General features: G+C 34.0%; 17 protein-coding genes. 12 read left to right on the forward strand and 5 right to left on the reverse strand.

Translation table 11 applies throughout. The features are described from left to right. Positions 1–7 precede the first annotated feature (7 nt). The 6 genes from FC091_RS07730 (at position 8) to FC091_RS07755 (ending at position 9,384) form a co-directional block, all read left to right on the forward strand. Positions 8–2,608: a glycoside hydrolase family 2 TIM barrel-domain containing protein gene (locus tag FC091_RS07730; RefSeq protein WP_138433705.1), complete on the forward strand. Its 2,601-nt coding sequence runs from the start codon at positions 8–10 to the stop codon at positions 2,606–2,608. After that, entirely contained in the window at positions 2,609–3,496 is an 888-nt protein-coding gene (locus FC091_RS07735; protein ID WP_138433706.1) for an alpha/beta hydrolase, read from the forward strand. It abuts the gene before it with no gap. After that, a complete protein-coding gene (locus tag FC091_RS07740) occupies positions 3,496–5,220 on the forward strand; it encodes a sulfatase family protein (protein ID WP_138433707.1) in 1,725 nt (574 codons plus the stop codon). Before FC091_RS07735 ends, FC091_RS07740 begins: the two co-directional genes overlap by 1 nt. A 90-nt stretch (positions 5,221–5,310) precedes the next feature. Further along, entirely contained in the window at positions 5,311–7,164 is a 1,854-nt protein-coding gene (locus FC091_RS07745) for a family 43 glycosylhydrolase (protein ID WP_138433708.1), read from the forward strand. Positions 7,165–7,166: 2 nt separating this feature from the next. Further along, on the forward strand, positions 7,167–7,997 hold the full coding sequence (locus FC091_RS07750) for an endonuclease/exonuclease/phosphatase family protein (protein ID WP_138433709.1): 831 nt from the start codon (positions 7,167–7,169) through the stop codon (positions 7,995–7,997). A gap of 10 nt (positions 7,998–8,007) precedes the next feature. Further along, positions 8,008–9,384: a sugar porter family MFS transporter gene (locus FC091_RS07755; protein WP_138433710.1), complete on the forward strand. Its 1,377-nt coding sequence runs from the start codon at positions 8,008–8,010 to the stop codon at positions 9,382–9,384. A 119-nt stretch (positions 9,385–9,503) separates the two neighbouring features. On the opposite strand, the gene FC091_RS07760 is transcribed toward FC091_RS07755, so the two are convergent. After that, positions 9,504–9,956, reverse strand: a complete 453-nt coding sequence (locus tag FC091_RS07760; RefSeq protein WP_138433711.1) for a pyridoxamine 5'-phosphate oxidase family protein — start codon at positions 9,954–9,956, stop codon at positions 9,504–9,506. A gap of 158 nt (positions 9,957–10,114) precedes the next feature. Between FC091_RS07760 and FC091_RS07765 the strand changes: the two genes are divergently transcribed. Continuing rightward, positions 10,115–10,981, forward strand: coding sequence for an anti-sigma factor (locus FC091_RS07765; RefSeq protein WP_138433712.1), 867 nt, complete (start codon positions 10,115–10,117; stop codon positions 10,979–10,981). Positions 10,982–11,058: 77 nt separating this feature from the next. On the opposite strand, the gene FC091_RS07770 is transcribed toward FC091_RS07765, so the two are convergent. Then, a complete protein-coding gene (locus FC091_RS07770; protein WP_138433713.1) occupies positions 11,059–11,211 on the reverse strand; it encodes an SsrA-binding protein in 153 nt (50 codons plus the stop codon). A gap of 623 nt (positions 11,212–11,834) precedes the next feature. Here FC091_RS07770 and FC091_RS07775 point away from each other — a divergent pair. After that, positions 11,835–13,790 carry an endonuclease gene (locus FC091_RS07775; RefSeq protein WP_138433714.1) on the forward strand — a complete coding sequence of 652 codons (1,956 nt, stop codon included), beginning with the start codon at positions 11,835–11,837 and terminating at the stop codon, positions 13,788–13,790. An 81-nt stretch (positions 13,791–13,871) separates the two neighbouring features. Here the strand turns inward: FC091_RS07775 and FC091_RS07780 are convergent, their stop codons facing one another. Further along, entirely contained in the window at positions 13,872–15,638 is a 1,767-nt protein-coding gene (locus FC091_RS07780) for a M56 family metallopeptidase (RefSeq protein WP_138433715.1), read from the reverse strand. Between the two features lie 2 nt (positions 15,639–15,640). Further along, the gene (locus FC091_RS07785; protein ID WP_076620480.1) at positions 15,641–16,000 is read right to left on the reverse strand and encodes a BlaI/MecI/CopY family transcriptional regulator; all 360 of its coding nucleotides are present in this window, start codon (positions 15,998–16,000) and stop codon (positions 15,641–15,643) included. A 165-nt stretch (positions 16,001–16,165) separates the two neighbouring features. On the opposite strand from FC091_RS07785, the gene FC091_RS07790 reads away from it, so the two are divergent. Beyond that, positions 16,166–17,116 carry a calcium/sodium antiporter gene (locus tag FC091_RS07790; protein ID WP_138433716.1) on the forward strand — a complete coding sequence of 317 codons (951 nt, stop codon included), beginning with the start codon at positions 16,166–16,168 and terminating at the stop codon, positions 17,114–17,116. Between the two features lie 60 nt (positions 17,117–17,176). Here the strand turns inward: FC091_RS07790 and FC091_RS07795 are convergent, their stop codons facing one another. Further along, positions 17,177–18,193 carry a glutamine synthetase beta-grasp domain-containing protein gene (locus FC091_RS07795; protein ID WP_138433717.1) on the reverse strand — a complete coding sequence of 339 codons (1,017 nt, stop codon included), beginning with the start codon at positions 18,191–18,193 and terminating at the stop codon, positions 17,177–17,179. A 177-nt stretch (positions 18,194–18,370) separates the two neighbouring features. Here FC091_RS07795 and FC091_RS07800 point away from each other — a divergent pair, with 177 nt between their 5' ends. The 3 genes from FC091_RS07800 to FC091_RS07805 all read left to right on the forward strand — a co-directional run bounded on the left by FC091_RS07800 (position 18,371) and on the right by FC091_RS07805 (position 21,755). Continuing rightward, a complete protein-coding gene (locus FC091_RS07800; RefSeq protein WP_138433718.1) occupies positions 18,371–20,557 on the forward strand; it encodes a glutamine synthetase III family protein in 2,187 nt (728 codons plus the stop codon). 194 nt (positions 20,558–20,751) lie between these two features. Next, a complete protein-coding gene (locus tag FC091_RS15210) occupies positions 20,752–20,889 on the forward strand; it encodes a hypothetical protein (RefSeq protein WP_171032490.1) in 138 nt (45 codons plus the stop codon). 182 nt (positions 20,890–21,071) lie between these two features. Beyond that, positions 21,072–21,755: a porin family protein gene (locus FC091_RS07805; protein WP_138433719.1), complete on the forward strand. Its 684-nt coding sequence runs from the start codon at positions 21,072–21,074 to the stop codon at positions 21,753–21,755. Positions 21,756–21,798: the final 43 nt, after the last annotated feature.

Consider the following 21,798-nt stretch of genomic DNA (forward strand, 5'->3'; position numbering starts at 1 on the left):
AATTATTATGCCACACATAAAATATAAGATGTTTTCCCTAGCTTTTATGGTGTGTGTGGCTTCTCTTTTTTTAAGTCACGCTCAAACTAAAGTCATAAATTCGGGTTGGCAATATTCTGAAGATAAAACCCATTGGCAAACCGTAAATATTCCACATACGTGGAATGATAAAGATGCATTTGATGACGAGTCTGGTTACCGTCGTGGTTTAGGCTATTACCAAAAGCAAATCTATGTGTCTTCTCAAAATAAAGACCAGGTTTTCTATTTAAAATTTAATGCTGTAAATCAAGAGGCAACCGTTTTTATTAATGGAAAAAAAGCAACCAATCACAAAGGTGGTTACACAGCGTTTAATGTTGAAATCACATCGCTTTTAAACTTTGATGCTTATAATTTAATTGAAGTTGAAGTCGATAATTCTCACAATAATAATATTCCGCCATTAGATGCAGATTTCACCTTTTATGGAGGTATTTATCGTGATGTAGAATTGATAAAAGTTGCAAAGCAGCATTTTAGTCTAAAGGATTTTGCATCCGATGGTTTTTATGTCAATTATTACAACGTTTCCAACGAAAAAGCTGGTGTAAAAGTTGATATATTGATTGATAATTTTGAAACCAAAACCGATACACATTTATATCTTGAAATTTTAGATGCTGAAGGAAATCGTGTTAGAGAAGAACATCAAGGATTAACTTTAAAATCTAATACAACCGAAACCGTTAAGGTCAAGTTTCCTGAAATTAAAAACCCAAAATTGTGGTCACCTGATAGTCCATATTTATACAAATTACAACTAACCTTAAGTGATAAAAACGGAACGGTTTTAGACCAAAAACAATTCAATTTAGGGTTTCGTTGGGCAACTGTAAATCCTGAAAAAGGCTTTTTTCTTAACGGAAAACCAATAAAATTAATTGGTGTTAATCGTCACCAAGACTTTAAAGATTATGGTAATGCAGTACCAATAGAATTGCAAAAACAAGATATTCATCTTATTAAAAATATGGGTGCAAATGTGATACGGTTTGCACATTATCCGCATGCAAGAGAATTATACAAACTTTGTGATGAGCTCGGAATTTTAGTTTGGACAGAAATTCCTATCGTAAATAAAGTGACCGATTCTGAAGCCTTTTTTGAGGTGTCTCATACAATGCAAAATGAACACATCAAGCAATATTACAACTATCCAAGTGTAGTAATGTTTGGGTATATGAATGAAATTTTTCTGCGTTTAGCATTCGATAGAAAATCATCTGATAAAGAAAAAGAAGCATTAAAAACCACGACTTTAAAACTCGCTAACCAGCTAGAAGACTTAACCCGAAAACTGGCATCAAACCATATTACAGTTATGGCTGGTCATTTAAACGAAGTCTACAACGACACTGGTATCGCAGATTTATCAATGCTGTTTGGTTGGAATCTATATTTTGGTTGGTACGATGCACAAATTGAAGATTTAGGTAAATTCTTGGACGAGCAACATCAACGTTATCCTAATAGATCATTATTGCTGTCGGAATATGGTCCTGGAGCTGACGTTAGAATTTTTACCAAAACACCTAAAAAGTTTGATTTCTCAACCAATTATCAAGCAAAACTGCACCAATCCTATTACAAACAGATTACTGACAGACCGTTTATGACAGGAATGGCAGCTTGGAATTTTGCCGATTTTGGTTCAGAATTTCGTGGCGATGCTATTCCGCATGTTAATCAAAAAGGACTGGTACAATACGATAGAATGCCAAAAGACATTTACTATTGGTACAAATCGGTTTTAGATGATGGTGCGCCATTTATTCATGTTGCAACAGATTATTTAAAGCAACTAACGGTTTTAGAAATTGAAACTGTTCCTATTCAAATATATTCCAATCAAAACGAAGTCAATATTAGTTTAAATGGTAATAATTTTGGTGATTTCAAAGTTGAAAACGGTGTTGTTTCCATTGATATGCCTTTTAAAAATGGAAATAATTCTATTAAGGTTTCGGCTGAAAATTTTTCCGAAGAAAAAACAATAAAAGTCAACCGTATCGAAGCTTTTGATTTTAAAAATTTCAAACGTTTTGGCATTAATTTAGGTTCGCATTTCAACTTTTATGATGAAGCACAAAACATCACATTTGTAGCAGACCAAGTTTATAAAAAAGGATGGTTTGGATATAAAGATGGTTCAGCTTTTGGGATGACAAAAGATAAAAATCAAGGTCTGCCACATAACATTAAAAACACAGATGCGGAACCGTTGTTTCAAACCTTATTAGAAGGTTGTACAGAATATCAACTAGACGTTCCTGAAGGCAATTATAACGTAAAATTATATTACGTAGAGCCACAAATTAAGCCCACTGAGAATATTTATAACCTTTCAGAAGAAATTTTAGAAAGTAATAAAACACAACGCATTTTTGATGTGTATATTAATGATATATTAATCGAAAAACAATTGAATTTAGCCCAAGCCTATCCGGAACAATATGGTGTAACGTTACAGGGAACTATTCAAACAAATCAAGGACTAACTCTAAAACTCAACGCTATTGAAGGTTTACCTGTTATTAGTGGCATTTTAATTGAAAAACTAGACTAAATGAAATTAGTAATAAGCGTATTTGTATTCTTTTTTGTGCTAACACTCTCGGCACAAAACAAAGCAACTTACATCTATTCCATTAAAGGAAATGATACTTTAAAATTGGATGTTTACACACCTCAAAACATCAAAAGAACGGATACGTTACCTGTACTGCTTTGGATGCATGGTGGCGGATTTGCGGTTGGTCACAGAGATTACATAGACGATGAAAATTTAGTAAAATATGTTGCCAAAGAGCAGAATTACATAGGTGTTTCCATTTCGTATCGTTTGCTTAGAAAAGGCACTACAACTGGCTTTGGTTGCGATTGTAGCAAAGACGAAAAGTTAGAAACTTTTAAGCAAGCCGCTATCGATTATATGGATGCTGCAAAATATGTGGTTGAACACGCTAACGAACTTCAAATCGATACCACAAAAATCATTGCTGGCGGCAGTAGTGCTGGTGCTGAAGGCATCCTAAATGCTGTGTATATGCGTGAGTATTTTATAGATAATGCTGAAGACTACAACAATGTGAAATTCGCTGGCGCTTTTTCTTGTGCTGGTGCTATTGTTGATGCAAGTTATATATCGCCAGAAAATGCTGTGCCAACTGTGTTATATCATGGGACTAAAGACCAATTGGTTCCTTTCGGAAATGCGCCACATCATTATTGCTCACCAACAAAAGACGGCTATATAATGCTAGATGGTTCTAAAATTATTGCCGATAAATTAGAGGATTTTGAAACGTCTTTCTATTTCAATATTGTAAAAGAGGCGCGTCACGAAATTTCTAGAATTCCCTTTGAAGAATTAGATAAAGTTTTCAACTTTTTTGAGCAAACAGTCTTAAACAACGAAGTCATTCAAACAAAAATTATAAAAACCAAAGTATAATGCGATATATTTCAATTTTATTAATAGGTCTTTTGGCTTTTCAATCATGTAAAGATACAAACAAAGAAGGCGTAGGTTCGAGTACGGAAGAGAACTTAAGACCACCAAACATCGTCTATATAATGGCAGATGACCACGCAGCTCAGGCCATTAGTGCGTATGGGCACCCAATCAGTAAATTGGCGCCAACCCCAAACATTGATAGATTAGCAAAAAACGGTGCAATTTTCAAAAATAACTTTTGTACCAACTCTATTTGCGGACCAAGTCGTGCTGTGGTTTTAACAGGAAAACATAGTCATGTTAATGGGTTTAGAATGAATGGCGATCGTTTTGATGGCTCACAACAAACGCTTCCAAAATTACTAAAAGAAGCAGGCTACAACACAGCGATTGTTGGAAAATGGCATTTACACGGTTATCCTGAAGGTTTTGACCATTGGAATATTTTAAACGACCAAGGAAATTATTACAATCCGCAATTTATTAAGATTCAAGACACAGTTCACATCAACAAAAAACACATTGATACCACTGCGCATTGGACAATCAAGTTGCCAGATACAACTGTGGTTAAAGGCTATGCAACAGACTTAATTACAGATTACGCAATTGATTATATAGATGAAAAGAAAAACGGCGACCAGCCTTTCTTTTTAATGGTACATCACAAAGCACCACATCGTAATTGGATGCCAGCTTTACGGCATGTAAATAAATACGATTCAGTACAATTTCCATTACCAGAAACGTACTTCACGGATCATAAAGGATCTACAGCATCAAGAGACCAGCAACAAACTATTTATCAGGATATGTACGAAGGCCATGACCTTAAGATGACCAAAGAAAAAGGAAATCCAGAATTGGCTTGGAATCCTTGGAAAACCGATTTTGAACGGATGACACCAGAGCAACGTGCAGCTTGGGATAAAGCTTATCAGCCTAAAAATGATGCCTTTCATGATGCAAATTTATCAGGCAAGGCTTTGGCTGAATGGAAAGGTCAACGCTATTTACAAGAATATTTGGCAACTATAGCCTCAGTAGACGAAGGTGTTGGTAAAATATTGGATTATTTAGAAGCGAACGGTTTAGATGAAAATACTATCGTAGTTTATACGTCCGACCAAGGATTTTATTTAGGAGAAAAAGGATGGTTTGATAAGCGTTTTATGTATGAAGAATCCTTGAAAATGCCATTATTAATGCAATATCCTGAAAAAATTAAACCAGGAACTGTGGTTGAAGGCCTAACACAAAACCTAGATTTTGCTGAAACTTTTTTAGATTTTGCAGGTGTTGATATTCCAACTGACATGCAAGGAAAATCCTTTGCAGGTTTATTAGATGGCACTGAAAAAGATAAGGATTTTAGAGATGCCGTTTACTACCATTATTACGATTATCCAGCATTTCATATGGTTAAAAAAATGTATGGTGTACGTACCGATCGTTATAAACTAATTCACGTGTACGATGACATTGACGAGTGGGAATTATACGATTTACAAACAGATCCAAAAGAGTTAACCAATCTTATCGATGACGAGAATTACGACGAGATTGAAACCAAATTAAGAACACGTCTAGCCGAATTACAACAACAATATAAGGTTACCGAAAAAGAATTTGAAAAAGCACCAAAGCAAGGTGTAGACAATGCTTACAGACAATTTGATAGATTAAGAGGAAACACAGGATCAAAATATCATCATCATTAAAATGAAACATCTCTGATTAATCTTAAGTCACTCAGCGAACATAATAATAAGATGTTCCATCTGACGATTGAAAACAATAAAAATTAACAGATGAAATTAAAACACACTATACAACTCGCATTCCTAATTACAGCAATGATATCTTGCAAACAAAAGCAAGATAACACTGTTGTTTCAGAAGATAATCAGACTAAAACAACAGCAATAGATACAACACAAACCTACATCAATCCACTTGATATAGACTACACCTATATGGTTTATAATTCTGCCAGAAATAAATCCTATCGTTCTGGTGCAGACCCAGCGGTTATTGAGTTTAAAGGTGAATATTATATGTTCGTCACACGTTCTTTTGGTTATTGGCATTCCACCGATTTAGTGAATTGGAAATTTATCAAACCACAACAATGGTTTTTTGAAGGCAGCAACGCACCAACAGCGTTCAACTATAAAGATTCCTTAGTTTATTTTGCTGGCGATCCTGCTGGTTACGGAAGTATTTTATACACCGACGATCCTAAAAAAGGATTATGGACGCCAACCGCTTCCATTTCAAATAACATTCAAGATTCCGAATTATTTATTGATGATGATGGTAAGACCTATCTCTATTGGGGCTCTTCAAACGTACATCCTATTCGTGTTAAAATGCTGAATAAAGATGACCGTTTTTTGGAAACAGGTGTTAGGGAAGAATTAATCAATTTGGTTGAGGAAAAACACGGCTGGGAACGTTTTGGCGAAAACAACTTTCATCCAACCTTAAAAGAAGGTTACATGGAAGGTGCATCAATGACCAAACATAATGGAAAATATTACTTGCAATACGCAGCACCAGGCACGCAATTTAATGTCTATGCAGATGGAGTGTATATTGGCGATTCGCCTCTTGGACCTTTCACTTATATGAACAGCAATCCGATGAGTTTTAAACCTGGTGGTTTCACCAATGGTGCAGGACATGGTATAACAGTAAAGCAAACCAACGGTCAATACTGGCATTTTGCGACGATGGCACTAGCATCTAATGCGCAATGGGAACGTCGTTTGTGCATGTTTCCTACCTATTTTGATGAGGATGGTTTGATGTACAGCAACACGTCGTATGGTGATTATCCGCGTTTTGGACCGAGTCATCCTACAAAAGCTGGTCAACATAATGGTTGGATGTTATTATCTTACAAAGGTAATGTCACGGTGTCGTCTTCGCTTCTACAAATAATGAAATTTACGTCTAATGATGATGAAGTTGAAGTGAAAGAAATCCCAACAGAAACAAATGCTGAAGGACAAATAACTTCAAACGTATTAACCGATGAAAACCCAAAAACCTTTTGGGTGGCAGAAGCCAATGATGATAAACAATGGATAACTATTGAATTGTTAAATGAAGGAGCTGTACACGCCATTCAGCTAAATTATCACGATCACGAATCAGGTATTTACACACGTGTTGAAGGTTTAAAACATCAATTTACTATTGAAACTTCTGAAGATGGTAAAAACTGGAAAACGGCTGTAGATAGAAGTAAAAGTGAGATTGACGCACCAAATGCATATCTTGTTTTAGATGAACCAGTAAAAGCAAAATATGTTAGGTATAACAACATAAAAGTGCCAGGAAACAACTTCGCGATGTCAGAGGTTAGAGTCTTTGGATTAGGTTTTGGCGAAGCACCAAACAAGGTGTCTAATTTCAAAATTAATCGCGAAAAAGATCGCAGAGATGCATCATTTTCTTGGGATAAAGTTGAAGGTGCTCAAGGTTATAACATCCGTTGGGGAATAGCACCAGACAAACTGTACCAATCTTGGCAAGTGTATGATACCAACACACATTTTATGCGATGTTTAGATAGAGACACACCGTATTATTTTACCATAGAAGCATACAATGAAAACGGCATTTCTGAACAAACCGAAACTATTTTTGTAGAATAAAGATGAAAAATTTTATAACGTTTTTAGTTGTTTTAACTTCATTATCAGTCTTATCTCAAGACCTAAAAGTAATGAGCTACAACATAAAATTAGATTACCCAAAAGAAGGCAAAAACAGTTGGGCAAATCGTAAGCCATTCATGGTTAATCAAATCAAATTTTATGAGCCTGATGTTTTAGGTGTACAAGAAGCTATGCCAAATCAAATGAAAGATTTAGATAGTTTATTGGCTGATTACAGTTTTGTTGGTGTTGGAAGAGATGATGGTAAAAATGAAGGCGAATATTCAGCTATTTTTTATAAAAAGAATGAACTAAATGTGCTTCAATCTTCAACCTTTTGGCTGTCGGAAACACCAGATAAAGTCGGTATGGGTTGGGATGCCGTTTGTAATCGCGTATGTACTTATGCATTATTCGAAAATCAAAAAACCAATCAAAAGTTTTGGGTATTCAACACGCATTTTGACCACGTTGGTAAAGAAGCACGTTCAAAAAGCGCTATTTTAATTTTAGATAAAATAAAAAGCTTAAATACAGAAGGTTATCCAGTATTTTTAACCGGTGATTTTAATATGGAACCTAATCATGAAAGTATTCTTCATATAAAAGAAATGTTGAGAGATTCAAAAGAGATTGCTGAGATTGGTTTTGGCCCAGAAGGCACGTTTAATGGATTTCATTTTGACCAACCAGTGAAAAGACGAATTGATTATATTTTCGTGTCAGACGATGTTGAGGTTAACAAATATGCAGTGTTAAGCGATAATTGGAATATGCAATATCCATCTGACCATCTACCTGTTTTAATAGAAGCTAAACTAACTAACTAATTATATAACAATGAACAAGAAGACATTTTTACTACTAATTACAGCCATTTCAGCCCTTGGAGGCTTGCTATTTGGTTACGATACAGGTGTAATTAATGGTGCTCAATTTTACTTAAGTAAATATTTTGAACTCGACGCTACACTTAAAGGTTGGGTGGTAGGTAGTGCCTTATTGGGCTGTTTTGTAGGAGCTATTGTCGCAGGACCAATGAGTATAAAATTTGGTAGAAAATGGTCGTTAATTATTTCAGCTATTTTATTTTCAGTGTCAGCTTGGGGTTCAGGATTACCAGAAATACTTCCTGAAACTGTTACGATGCTGGTAGTGTTTAGAATTATTGGCGGTTTGGGTATCGGTATTGCTTCAATGAATGCACCAATGTACATTGCCGAAATCGCACCTAGCAACATTAGAGGTAAAATGGTAACCTACTATCAATTAGCAATTGTAGTTGGGTTTTTCGTGGTGTTTTTAGCAACTTATTTTATAGGAAATAGTTTAACGGAAGCCCAGAACTTACAATTTGGTTGGAGACGAATGTTTTGGTCAGAGCTGGTGCCTAGTTTACTGTTTTTGGTGTTATTATTTTTTGTTCCAAAAAGCCCAAGATGGTTAGCAATAAAAGGTGAAGATAACCAAGCATTAGATATATTAACCAAAGTACATGGAGAAGGGGAAGCTCAAAAAGAATTAATAGAAATTAAATCTTCTCTTAAATCAGATGAACCAAAGGTTAAGGTCAATTATTTCTCTAAAGCTATCCTAGCTATTATAGTCATAGGTACCGCTTTGTCTGTACTACAACAATTTACAGGTATTAACGCCGTATTATACTATGGAGCAGATATTTTTGAAAAAGCCTTAGGTTTTGGTAAAGATGACGTTTTGGCACAACAAATACTCTTAGCATTTGTAAATCTTGTATTTACATTTGTAGCCATGTACACTGTCGATAAGTATGGTAGAAAACCATTATTATATGTTGGTTCTATTGGTATGATATTAGGCTTTTTATTACTAGGCGTTTCGTTACAACAAAACGCGGTTGGTTTAGTGTCCTTAATTGGTGTTTTAATATTTATTGGCTCATTTGCCTTGTCTATGGGACCAGTAGTCTGGGTTATATTGTCAGAAATGTTTCCTAATAAAATACGAAGTGTAGCAATGTCAGTAGCTGTTGCTGCACAATGGGCAGCAAACTATTTAGTATCGCAAACATTTCCTATGGTTATGGAAAGTGAAGCAAACAACAATGCGCCTTGGAATGGTTCAATGCCATATTTTATATTTGTAGCATTTATTTTAGTAATTATCTTTTTGACCTATAAGTTTATTCCAGAAACAAAGGGAAAATCTTTAGAAGAGATTGAAGCGTTCTGGGAGTAAATAAAAATTCATTAATATTAATGCTTAAATAAAAGAGGTTGTTTAGTAGTTTTGTTTTTCCTCATTTTAAAACTTTAAGCATAGAATACGATAGTGATGTAATCTGTCTACTAATGCAATTAAGATTTCATCTTACCAGTCATGTCATCAATTTTAATTAAAAATACAATAGGTGTTTCCATATTATAAATTTTACTCGAAAATTGACTTATGTAATCTAAATCTTTGTGTTCTTTTTTTAGAACAAGATTTTTAATACCGAGTGAAAATTCATGTAGGTAAAGCTTAGCGGTACCACCATCAATTTCCGCATATTGACCATGTGCCATAACAGATTGCCATTTGTTGTTGCCATAAATGTCCGCGACAGTCAAAGAGATGAATGTATGCTTGCGCATGGACTTTACTTTATGGCCATTACCAGAATAGCAGATTATATAGTCTTCTTCTTCGTTGTAATAATAGGTAATCGGAACCGTGTAAGGCCTATTACTACTAATGTAGGATAAATAGCCTATGTAATTGTTGCTTAAAATCTCGGAGCAACGCTTTTGTTCTAAACTCTTAATCATGACTTTAATATTTGACTTATAAGTTACTAACTAAGTTGTTGCTTTTTAATGATTTTAGTCAGCTTTATGAAGAAAAATATCATAACTGTTAGCTACCTAACATTTTAGGTCTTAGATGAGTTCTAGCTTTGCTTTGTAATATTTAAAAACAATAAGCGATGATTAAAAAAACATTTTTAGGATTACTGGTATTTAGTTTTTTTGCAGTGTCCTGTAGTAGTGACGACGATAATAATACGTCTACAACATCAGATTTAACTCTAAATTTACAAGGATTAGAAGCTTTAGGAAGTGATTATGTTTACGAAGGTTGGATAATTGTAAACGGACAACCAGTAAGTACAGGTACTTTTACTAGTGTTACTTTTCCACAAACATTTCCTGTAAATACAGAACAATTAGATAATGCAACAACATTTGTATTGTCTATTGAGCCAGCTGTAGATCCTGATCCTGCACCAGCAGATACAAAGATACTGGTTGGAGATTTTAATGGAACTATAGCTACAGTTAATACAGATATTGTTGGTGATTTTTCTAATGCTTCAGGTGCATTCTTTTTAAGAACTCCAACAGATGAAATGGGAATGAACAACGGTAACGACGAAAATGGAGTTTGGTTTGGTACACCAGGAATGCCACCAACTCCTAATTTTGTATTGCCAACATTACCAGCTGGTTGGGCTTACGAAGGATGGGTAGTCGGTGATTCCGGACCTTTAAGTACAGGCGTTTTCACAGCATTTAACTCTGCTGACAATGCAGCACCATTTAGTGGACCAGCAGGAGGACCACCAGTACCTGGAGAAGACTTTTTTGAGAATGCACCAACAGGTGAAACATTTCCATTAGATGTTAGAGGTCGTACTGTTGTAATATCCGTGGAGCCAGTGCCAGACGACTCACCAGCACCTTTTGTTTTAAAGCCATTAGTTGGTGCAGCAGGTAATGAGACTGCACCTGCTACGCACAGCTTTGGTGCTAATTTAGCATCATTTCCTACAGGTTCTGTAACAAGAAACTAAAATTGAAAAAGAGAATTTACCGCTAGAGCGATAGATTATATTGAGTTTTTTGAAAGGCTGCCTATTGGCAGTCTTTTTTAGTCTAAAGCATTTTTGGTAACATATGCTCGCCAACCTATTATAGCAAGTTGAAATTTACTCGCTTTACTTAGGTCTAATTGTTTCTTAGAGTAACTTGGGAGTATTGCTTTATTAATTTTTGCAATTACCTTAAAGATATTTGTCCTCATTTTTATTGATTTACAAAAGTATGATCATTTCTTTTGTATGTTGAATGAGTGATAAAAATAGTAAAACTTATTCTAGAACTAAGTTTTACATGTTTTTTGATTGGTTGTCTTAGAACACCATCGCTAATGCAATGATGTATTGATTGGTTGGGTTTAGAATATCGAAAATATTATATCGATAATCAGTTTTGCTAAAGTCATCATAATTTTTTGGTTTAGAGGTTAATTATTTGTTTTAAATTCTTGATTGAGTTTTCAATATATATCGACAAACAATTGTCTTCCAAACGTTTTTATAAAAATCGATGAATTTGCATTTAAATTTATAACTAAAAAAATGAAATATATTACTAAAAAATGTGACTTATCTTAAAATAAGTTATTGAATGAAATCATAAATAGCAATTGACCTTTCAGAATTATATGTTTGTAGAAGGTTTTTTATTCAGTTTTATAAATCGTAGAGGCATTTCATCTTAAAAACGCTCAATTTTTAAGTTTTCATCTTTTTAGTGTTCTTCATTACTGATAATTATCATAGTATTCTTCAGTTGGTTTTTGTAAATAATTTTTAATTAACATCTATAGTCTTTTTTACGCTTATCTTTGGAAAAAATTAGAGTATGAAACGTTTTATTATTGTATTGGTGTTATTTCTATTTCATAATACTTGGGGTCAGGTATTAGTTATCAATGAGCTTGATCCGGATTCGCCGAGTACAGATACAGCAGAATTTATAGAGTTAAAGTCACAGACACCAAATTTTTCCACCGATGGCTACATTTTAGTGTTTTTCAATGGGTCTTCAAGTGGTGCAGATTCTAGTTATATGGTTATTGATTTAAATGGCTATCAAACTGATAATAATGGATTATTAGTTATTGGTAGCGAAGGTGTATATCCTTTTCCTCAATATCTAATTTCAGAAAATGTAATTCAAAACGGTGCTGATGCTGTTGGAGTTTATCAGGCTTCTGTTAATGATTTTCCTGAAGGTACTCTCGCAACTCAAGCAAATCTAATTGACGCTATGGTTTATGGTACTAACGATCCCGACGATGCGGTGCTCATGGGTTTGTTGGGAGAAACTGTTCAATATAACGATAATGGTACTAATGTTACAGAGAGATCTATACAACGCTTTGTGGATGGTATGGGAGTAGAGTCTTATTCTGCTGCAACACCAACACCAAGACGTGAAAATGATGGTTCTAGTGCAGTAATTAATCCTATTCAGATTTCTGTTGCAGAAACACAGTATGATGAAGGTGCTTCTTTTGATATCACATTTACTTCGGAAGTAAACGTTACTTCAGATTTGAACTTTACAATTAGCCTTAATAATTTTGGTTTTAATACTTCAGATTATACCGGAAATACAAACCTTACTATTTTAAGTGGGACCAATTCAATATCCACAACCATAACATTAACGGATGACTCTGATGATGAAGGTGATGAAGTGATGCGAATTCAATTTACGGATTTAGAAGAGCCAATTGTTCCTGGTAATAACTTTGTAGAAGTTAGAGTAGTGGATAATGACTTTACGGTTACTCCTTGGGGAACACCAACAAACCCAACAACAGGAATTGTACAGAGTACACAGCCAGATGGGTACTATGATAGCTTAGATGGTTTGTCGGATTTGGCATTAAGACAAGCGTTACAAGATATTATTGCAGACCCTAATGTGGTGAGGGCACAAACCTATGCTGATGTCATCGATATTTTAATGGAAGCAGATCAAAATCCTGCAAATAGCAATCAGGTTTGGTTACTTTACACAGAAGAAGGTAGAGCAAAGCTAGATTTACAAACAGGAAGTAGTAATGCAGGTAAATGGAACAGAGAGCACACATTTCCGCGTTCTAGAGGTGGTTTTTTTGATATTGAAGAAGACGAAGTTGCTGATGGTATTGATGTCTTTTGGACAACAGAAGCAGACTCGCTTCGCCACGGAAACTCAGATGCTCATGCCTTGAGGGCAGCAGATGCTGCTGAGAATAGTACTAGAGGAAATCAGCATTATGGTCAATACATTGGGCCAAGTGGAACATTAGGTAGTTTTAGGGGAGATGTTGCCAGAAGTGTATTGTATATGGAAATTCGTTATAACGGACTTGAAGTGGTGAATGGATTTCCTACAACAACAGGGCAATTAGGCGATTTAGCAACTCTATTAGATTGGCATAGAAATGATCCTCCAGACGATTTTGAAATGAATAGAAATAACGTAGTTTACACATGGCAGTTTAACAGAAATCCATTTATAGATCAACCCGATTTGGTGGAATATATTTGGGGAAATAACGTAGGAGAGGTTTGGGATCAGCAACTCAGTGTAGATGAAAATGAATTGCAAGGTGTTTCGCTGTATCCAAACCCAACATCTGGAAGATTGTACATAAACACAATCAATGCAGTAAATGTTGAGGTGTACTCTGTAGAAGGAAAACGATTAAGACAATATAGTTCAGTAAATAGCTATGTGGATTTAGATTTAGCTTCTGGTTTGTATTTGGTAAAACTAACTAACAGTGAAGGCTTTTTAACCGAAAAGATAATTATAGAATAATAGATTTTATAAACTGAAATAAAAAAAGCCAAACTCAATAACTGATGTTTGGCTTTTTCCGTTTTGATTGATTGATGAAATTTAATCCTTTTTAGTTTTTATAATGATTACACCATTTTTGGCTTTGTCTCCATATTTTTCTATCGCAGACTTATCTTTAAGTACTGTTACAGACTCAATATTTTTGGGTTTCATTTTTATGAATTTATCTTTAGAGACTTCCTTGTCGTTTATTATATACAATGGATCCTTACCATTAGATGTTGTTATAAACATGTTTTCATCGTCGTAAGCATTTTGAATGATGATTATATCTTCTTCTTTATTTAAGTCTTCATTGTTTATCCAGACATTGTTTCCATTTTTCTCTTCTACAATAACCTCAACGCCTTTATCTGAAACTGTTTTGATTTTTTTACCATCAACAATAATTTCATCTTCATCGTTTCCTTCATTTTCGATTATGACTTCAACTTCATCATCATCACCTGAAATGACTTCAATATTTTTTGATTTTTTTATAGTTTTCTCATTACTATTTTTATCAATTACCATATATAAGGTGTCTCCCCTTTTGGTGTTTGTTTTTTCTTTAGATATAACAAACACATTATTGCCTTTACCGGTTTTATGAATTTTGTGTTTACCTCCGTCTTCCGTTTCAATAATATAGGAATGAGCCTTATGGATTGTATCTCCTTTACCAATAGATATACTGTTATTTTCTTTATCAAAAACTATTTTTATAGGTTTAATGGCTTCGTCATCTGAACTGACTTGATAATTGGTACTCGAGTTTTTAGATTTAGCTTCAATTTTGACAGCTCTTATTTCACCATTATTATTTCGTTTTATGCGTTTAAATGTTATAGTAATCCCCTTGTTTTTTAACTCATCTTTTATTTTATTTAATTCAGAATCTGTAGTGTTTTTGGTGATGATAAACTCAATGATTTCTTTTGGGTTTTCAATGGTAGAAGCGTTTTCTACATACACTTTTTCGGTATTCATACTCATTAATAAACCTGCTAAAAGTGGAAGAATTAATAGATATCTCCATTGTTTTTTTTGATGTGATTTAGATTTGTGTAACATAATGATTCGATTTTTGATTTGTGAATTATAGAAATTATTTGATAATGAAATATTTGTGTTATGAATACTGGTTTTTAGTAGTAGATGTTGGTAGGCTTTTTCATTCTTTGTAGTAGCTTGCGTTTCACGATCTGCGATATATTCAAGATTTTGATGCACTTCTTTTTTGTAAAACCATACCAGTGGATTGAACCAAAAGATTACGCATGCTAGTTGAGAAAAAAGAACGTCTAAAGAATGCATTTGGTTAACGTGAACTTTCTCGTGCATTAATATGAGTTCTAATTCTTCGTTACTAAAGTCTTTAGGATTAAAAACAATCCATTTAAAAAATGAAAAGGGTGATATTTTATGATTAACAGTTACATAAGTGTATATGCCTTCTTTGTTTTTTGGATTTTTGATTAGTAACCATATTAAAGATCCAAACTGAAATAAAAACTGCAAGAATAAAATGCCAAAACCTATGGCATAAATAATTGCTAAAAACGATGACCATTCAAATTGCTTTTCTGTAATAATGCTTGGTGAGGTGATAGCTATACTATTTGTTTGAAAAGAAATTTCTGGCGAAGCTACAGTTTCTAAAGGTGTATAAATGGGAATGACAACAAGCGGAAACACTAAAGCTAAAACCAAACCGATAATTAAAAACCAACGGTTATGGTTAAAAAAAGTTTCTCGTTTTAATAATAGCTGATAACATATATAGAATATGCAAACAGCGGCCGATGCCTTTAATAGATATTCCATGATTACTTTTTGTTTTCTATAATTTCAATTATCTCCTTCAGCTCTTCAACACTAATTTTTTCCTCTTTCGCAAAAAAGGACACAACGTTTTTATAAGAACTGTTGAAGTAGTTCTCAATAGCAGTATTCATAAAACGCTTTTTGTAATCTTCCTTAGATATAATAGGGTAGTACTGATGTGTTTTACCGTAGGCATTATAACTCACATACCCTTTTTCTTCGAGGTTTCTAATTATGGTAGATAAAGTATTATAGTGTGGTTTATCAGTTTCAATTTCAGCCAATACATCTTTTACAAAAGCTTTTTCAAGCTTCCATAAAATGTGCATTATTTCTTCTTCTTTGTTTGTGAGTTTTTGCATCTTAGAAGTATTAAATCATTGTTCTTGGTTTCAAATATAACTATTTTTTTAGTTAATAAACTATAAAAATAGTTGTTTAACGAAAAATTTAGTTTTTGTTTGCTTTGAAAATGAAATACTATCTTCGCAATTCTTAAAAACATGAATTAATTATTTGGGTTGTAGATGAGTGTATTTCTTGTTATAGCTGGCTTAGCTTTATTGGTTGTTGGTGGTGATTTTTTGGTAAGAGCTTCTGTGGGATTATCTTTTAAGTTAAAGATCTCTAAGCTTGTAATAGGTATGACGGTAGTATCTTTTGCAACATCTGCACCAGAGCTTTTGGTGAGTTTGCAAGCGGCTTTAGATGGTGTTACTGATATTGCTCTTGGTAATGTTATAGGTTCTAATATTGCCAACATAGGTCTGGTTTTGGGTATAACAGCAATTATTTCTCCTTTAGTTGTAGATCGAGACTTCTATAGACTCAATTGGCCAATGATGATGTTGGTATCGTTTGCGCTATATTATTTTTTGAAGAACGATGAATTGCTTTCAGCATTAGAAGGGGCAATTCTTTTTATGGCCTTAATTATATTTTTGGTTATACTCATTAGAAATTCTCGAAAATCGATTAAAGCAAATTTAGATGAGGTAGATGATGCATTAGCTGAAGTGTCTAACTTTAAAATCGTTGCCTGGTTACTTATTGGTGCGGCAGGTCTATATTTTGGTTCTGAATGGTTAGTACAAGGAGCAAAAGACTTAGCAAAAGCGATTGGTATAAGTGATTATGCAATATCCGTAACGGTTATTGCAATTGGTACCAGTGTGCCAGAATTGGCAGCTTCGGTGATTGCTGCATTAAAACGTGAAAAAGCAATTTCTTTAGGTAATTTAATTGGTTCTAACATATTTAATATTGCTTCAGTATTGGGTTTAACGGCAATAATTAAGCCTATTGCTGTAAATCCTGAAACACCAGAAATCTTATCAACCAATATCTTTTGGATGATTGCTTTTGCGGCAATATTGGTGCCGCTAATGCTTATTCCAAAACGATTTATTATTGGTCGTTACAAAGGCATGTTGTTATTTGGAGCTTACATGGTTTTTATCTTTTTAGCTTTAAAATAGGATACAAAAAAAGCTCATAATTATTATGAGCTCTTTTTTGTTTATAAGTAATGCTATTGATTAAACATCTGCACTTTTTACGGTCTTTACAATTCTACCTGCTACTTTATAAGGATCAGCATTGGAAGCAGGTCTACGATCTTCTAACCAACCTTTCCAGCCTTTTTCTACTGTAATAATCGGTATACGAATTGAAGCGCCTCTGTCAGAGATTCCATAACTAAAGTCGTTTATAGATGCTGTTTCATGGTCGCCAGTTAAACGTTGGTCATTAAACTCGCCGTAAACAGCAATATGTTCTTTTACAACAGGTCTAAATGCTTCACATATTTTCTCGTAAGTTGCTTTGTCTCCACATGTTCTTAATGTAGTGTTAGAGAAGTTGGCGTGCATACCAGAGCCATTCCAATCCATTTCTTTTCCGAGTGGTTTTGGATGATATTCAATGTAGTAACCATACTTTTCAGTTAAGCGGTCTAATAAGTAACGCGCTACCCAGATTTCGTCTCCAGCTTTCTTCGCACCTTTTGCAAACAGTTGAAATTCCCACTGACCACAAGCAACTTCTTGATTTATACCTTCAAAGTTAAGTCCCGCAGCAATACAAAGATCTGCATGTTCTTCAACAATATTTCTACCATGAGTATTTCTACCACCAACTGAACAGTAATATAATCCTTGAGGTGCTGGATACCCACCAATAGGGAAACCTAATGGCATTTGTGTATGTCCATCCATTATAAAATATTCTTGCTCAAAACCAAACCAAAAATCATTATCATCATCATCAATAGTAGCTCTTCCGTTTGATGCGTGTGGAGTACCATCTGCATTCAATACTTCTGTCATCACTAGGTAACCATCTTTTCGTGCAGGATCAGGATAAATGGCAACAGGTTTTAATAAGCAGTCAGAAGAATCTCCAGTAGCTTGTCTAGTAGAGCTTCCGTCGAAAGACCAAATAGGACAGTCTTCTAGTTTTCCACTAAAATCGTCTTCAACTTTAGTTTTACTTCTCATGTTTTGAGTAGGCTTATAGCCATCTAGCCATATGTACTCTAATTTAGATTTACTCATCGGTTTAGGTATTTATTATTAGACGATGCAAATATTAGTTTTTTTTCAATACCATCAAAAAATAGAGGGTCTTTTAGATAAAATGTTATCAAAAGCTGTTAATAAACCCTAAAATTAAAGGGGTGTAATATATGTGTATTTGATAAATTTGTACTTTTGAGCCAAAAAATTAATAATATGTCAACTCTAAGATTTTTCGCAGTTAAAGAATCATTAAAAAGAAAACCCCTAAAAATACATGAGCCTAAAAGACGCTCAGAAGTATTTGGTGCAAATGTGTTTAATGAAAATGCAATGCGTCAATATTTAACCAAAGAAGCTTTATCTAGTATTATGGAGGCCATTACTAAAGGAACAAAAATAGACCGTGTTTTAGCAGACCATATATCTACAGGAATGAAAGAATGGGCAATTTCTAAAGGCGCTACGCATTACACGCATTGGTTTCAGCCTTTAACAGGTGCAACAGCTGAGAAACATGATGCGTTTTTTGAAACTATAGGAGATGGAATGGCTATTGAAAAGTTTGGTGGTAGTCAGTTGGTACAACAGGAACCGGATGCCTCTAGTTTCCCACATGGTGGTATAAGAAATACATTTGAAGCTAGAGGTTACACAGCTTGGGATCCAACATCACCAGCGTTTGTTTATGGTACAACATTATGTATCCCAACGGTATTTGTATCTTATACTGGTGAAGCTCTGGATTATAAAACACCATTGCTAAGAGCATTGCATGCTGTTGATAAAGCAGCAGTTGCAGTTTGTAAATATTTTGATAAAAATGTGAAAAAAGTTAGTGCCTCTTTAGGATGGGAGCAAGAGTATTTTTTAATAGATACAGCTTTAGCAACTTCAAGGCCAGATATTGTACTTACAGGCAGAACCTTACTTGGGCATTCACCGGCAAAAGGACAGCAATTAGATGATCATTATTTTGGGAGTATACCATCGCGAGCAATGTCTTATATGAGAGATTTAGAAAATGAGTGTATGTTGTTAGGTATTCCTGTAAAAACCAGACATAATGAAGTGGCTCCAAACCAATTTGAGTTAGCACCAATTTTTGAAGAAGCTAATCTTGCTGTTGATCACAACTCCTTATTAATGGATGTTATGCAAAAGGTCGCAAAGCGTCATAATTTTAGTGTTTTAATGCACGAAAAACCGTTTGCGGGTGTTAACGGTTCTGGTAAGCACAATAACTGGAGTCTTAGTACAGATACAGGGATAAATCTTTTATCTCCAGGTAAAACACCCATGAGTAACTTACAGTTTTTAACCTTTTTCATTAATACAATAAAAGCAGTGCAAACTCACGAAGAATTATTAAGAGCAGCAATTGCGTCGGCAAGTAATGACCATCGTTTGGGAGCTAATGAAGCACCGCCAGCAATTATTTCTGTATTTATTGGTGCGCAATTAACCAAGGTTTTAGAAGAGTTAGAAACTGTAACTAAAGGAAAATTATCACCTCAAGAAAAAACAGATTTAAAACTAAATGTTGTTGGGAAAATTCCTGAAATACTTTTAGATAACACAGATAGAAACAGAACTTCGCCCTTTGCTTTTACGGGTAACAAGTTTGAGTTTAGAGCAGTAGGCTCTAAGGCAAATTGTGCAAACCCTATGACCGTTTTAAATACTATTGTTGCCAAACAATTAATAGATTTTAAAGAAGAGGTTGATGTATTGATTGATAAAAAATCAATGAAAAAAGATGATGCCATTTTTAATGTTTTAAGAGAATATATTAAAACTTCAAAAGACATATTGTTTGAAGGAAATGGTTACAGTGAAGCCTGGGAAAAAGAAGCAAAAAAACGAGGGTTAAGTAATAATAAAACAACACCAGAAGCACTCAAGGTTAAGTTATCAAAATCGTCAATAGAGCTATTTGAAAATCTTGGTGTGATGAACGAGGTAGAGTCTAAAGCGCGTTACGAAATAGAGATGGAGGAGTACATTCTTCGTGTACAAATTGAAAGTAGGGTTATTGGCGATATTGCTCGTAATCATGTGGTCCCAACAGCTGTAAGGTATCAAAATATCCTTATCGAAAATGTAAAAGGTCTTAAAACTATTTATGGTGATGAGTTTAGGGGTCTTGCAAAAGAACAATTAACAATTATTGAGCAGATTTCTAAACATATAGAAGCCATTAATTCTTTGGTGACCAAAATGATCGAAGATCGAAAAAGCTTAAACTCACAAAATAGTATTGAGAAAAAAGCCAATGGATATTGCAACAAGGTTAAACCCTTGTTTGATGATATAAGGTACCATTGCGATAAGCTAGAGCTAATGATTGATGACGAGTTATGGCCACTTACAAAATATAGGGAGCTTCTATTTACAAAGTAAAGAGATGAAACTTGATTTAGTACGTAATGTTACGTATAAAATTACCCTTAAAAATTAGTAATAGTGTCGTTTGTCGATAACAATTGTCATATTGTCGAAAACCCTACGAATCGTTACAAAAAATACAGTTCTCTTCAGTTTTGCATGAGCATTATTTAGTATGTTTGTAGTGCTATTAATCAATATTTGTAAAAATGAAGAAGTTACTATTAAGCGTAGCTATTCTTGTGGGTGCGACCTTAATTTTATCCCAAGACAATTCTAAAGACATAAAAGATGTTGTTAAGGATGAGGTTGTTAACGTACAACCTGAGCTACAGATCGAGTCTTAAAAAACAAGCTACTAATAGGCTTTTGGCCATAAAAACTATAGAAGGATATTACCATTATTGTGGTTTTATCCTTTTTTGTTGTAGTTGATACTTCAATTTATTTATCAGTTGCAAAATATTTTTCTATATTGTGCATCCTCAGACACTTAAATGACTTAAGCCTACTTTCTAATTAAGCTTGCATGATTATTATAAATAAAAATCAATTCCTAACAATAATTTTTATTTTTCTGAGCATATGTTGTATTACTTCCCAAGAAGAAATTGGTCAACAAGAAGAGACATATCAAACTAACAAGAGATTACTACGTGAGTTAGAATTTTTAACTCTAAGAGGTACTAATGTTGTTGATGCTGTCGCTGGAGGTTCTATGTTATTTGGTGATTATCCAGATTCAGAACTTGATTTTTTTCTTAGAATAGGTTATAAATATCATATTAACAGTGACCTCAATATCAACGTATCTTACAATAAATACAATATAGCCTTAGATGAAAATACAAACTTAGGCTTTATGTCTTTTGATCTTAATATTGAATATTTAGTGAGCCCTCATAATGAATTTACACCTTTCATTTTCGGTGGCTACGGTTACAATGCATCTAATAATTTTGAAGAAACCCATACCAAAGTTCAGTTTGGATTGGGATTAGAGTATATAGTGATGGAAGGTTTGGGGATAAAGTTATTTGGGGATTATAATTTTGTACTTTCTAATGAAATGGAGGGCTTAATAATGCCTGATAACGATGAATCTTTTTTGCGTGTGGGATTAGGTATTAACCTATATTTTGGTGGTAAAAAACGGAAAGAACAGATTTTAAAAACTATAGATACAGTAATAAATTCTAATTTAATCAAATAATTAATTTCTATTCTTACTTTTGCATTACTAAGAATCATTAAGA

This window comes from Winogradskyella algicola, assembly GCF_005869935.1.
GTDB lineage: Bacteria > Bacteroidota > Bacteroidia > Flavobacteriales > Flavobacteriaceae > Winogradskyella > Winogradskyella algicola.

Bases quoted from the DNA above. Each gene is read 5' to 3' on its own strand.
- FC091_RS07740 (WP_138433707.1), top strand. From the start codon at position 3,496: ATGCGATATATTTCAATTTTATTAATAGGTCTTTTGGCTTTTCAATCA.
- FC091_RS07755 (WP_138433710.1), top strand. From the start codon at position 8,008: ATGAACAAGAAGACATTTTTACTACTAATTACAGCCATTTCAGCCCTT.
- FC091_RS07775 (WP_138433714.1), top strand. From the start codon at position 11,835: ATGAAACGTTTTATTATTGTATTGGTGTTATTTCTATTTCATAATACT.
- FC091_RS07745 (WP_138433708.1), top strand. From the start codon at position 5,311: ATGAAATTAAAACACACTATACAACTCGCATTCCTAATTACAGCAATG.
- FC091_RS07770 (WP_138433713.1), bottom strand. From the start codon at position 11,211: ATGAGGACAAATATCTTTAAGGTAATTGCAAAAATTAATAAAGCAATA.
- FC091_RS07730 (WP_138433705.1), top strand. From the start codon at position 8: ATGCCACACATAAAATATAAGATGTTTTCCCTAGCTTTTATGGTGTGT.
- FC091_RS07780 (WP_138433715.1), bottom strand. From the start codon at position 15,638: ATGGAATATCTATTAAAGGCATCGGCCGCTGTTTGCATATTCTATATA.
- FC091_RS07765 (WP_138433712.1), top strand. From the start codon at position 10,115: ATGATTAAAAAAACATTTTTAGGATTACTGGTATTTAGTTTTTTTGCA.
- FC091_RS07750 (WP_138433709.1), top strand. From the start codon at position 7,167: ATGAAAAATTTTATAACGTTTTTAGTTGTTTTAACTTCATTATCAGTC.
- FC091_RS07795 (WP_138433717.1), bottom strand. From the start codon at position 18,193: ATGAGTAAATCTAAATTAGAGTACATATGGCTAGATGGCTATAAGCCT.
- FC091_RS07760 (WP_138433711.1), bottom strand. From the start codon at position 9,956: ATGATTAAGAGTTTAGAACAAAAGCGTTGCTCCGAGATTTTAAGCAAC.
- FC091_RS07805 (WP_138433719.1), top strand. From the start codon at position 21,072: ATGATTATTATAAATAAAAATCAATTCCTAACAATAATTTTTATTTTT.
- FC091_RS07735 (WP_138433706.1), top strand. From the start codon at position 2,609: ATGAAATTAGTAATAAGCGTATTTGTATTCTTTTTTGTGCTAACACTC.
- FC091_RS15210 (WP_171032490.1), top strand. From the start codon at position 20,752: ATGAAGAAGTTACTATTAAGCGTAGCTATTCTTGTGGGTGCGACCTTA.
- FC091_RS07790 (WP_138433716.1), top strand. From the start codon at position 16,166: ATGAGTGTATTTCTTGTTATAGCTGGCTTAGCTTTATTGGTTGTTGGT.
- FC091_RS07800 (WP_138433718.1), top strand. From the start codon at position 18,371: ATGTCAACTCTAAGATTTTTCGCAGTTAAAGAATCATTAAAAAGAAAA.
- FC091_RS07785 (WP_076620480.1), bottom strand. From the start codon at position 16,000: ATGCAAAAACTCACAAACAAAGAAGAAGAAATAATGCACATTTTATGG.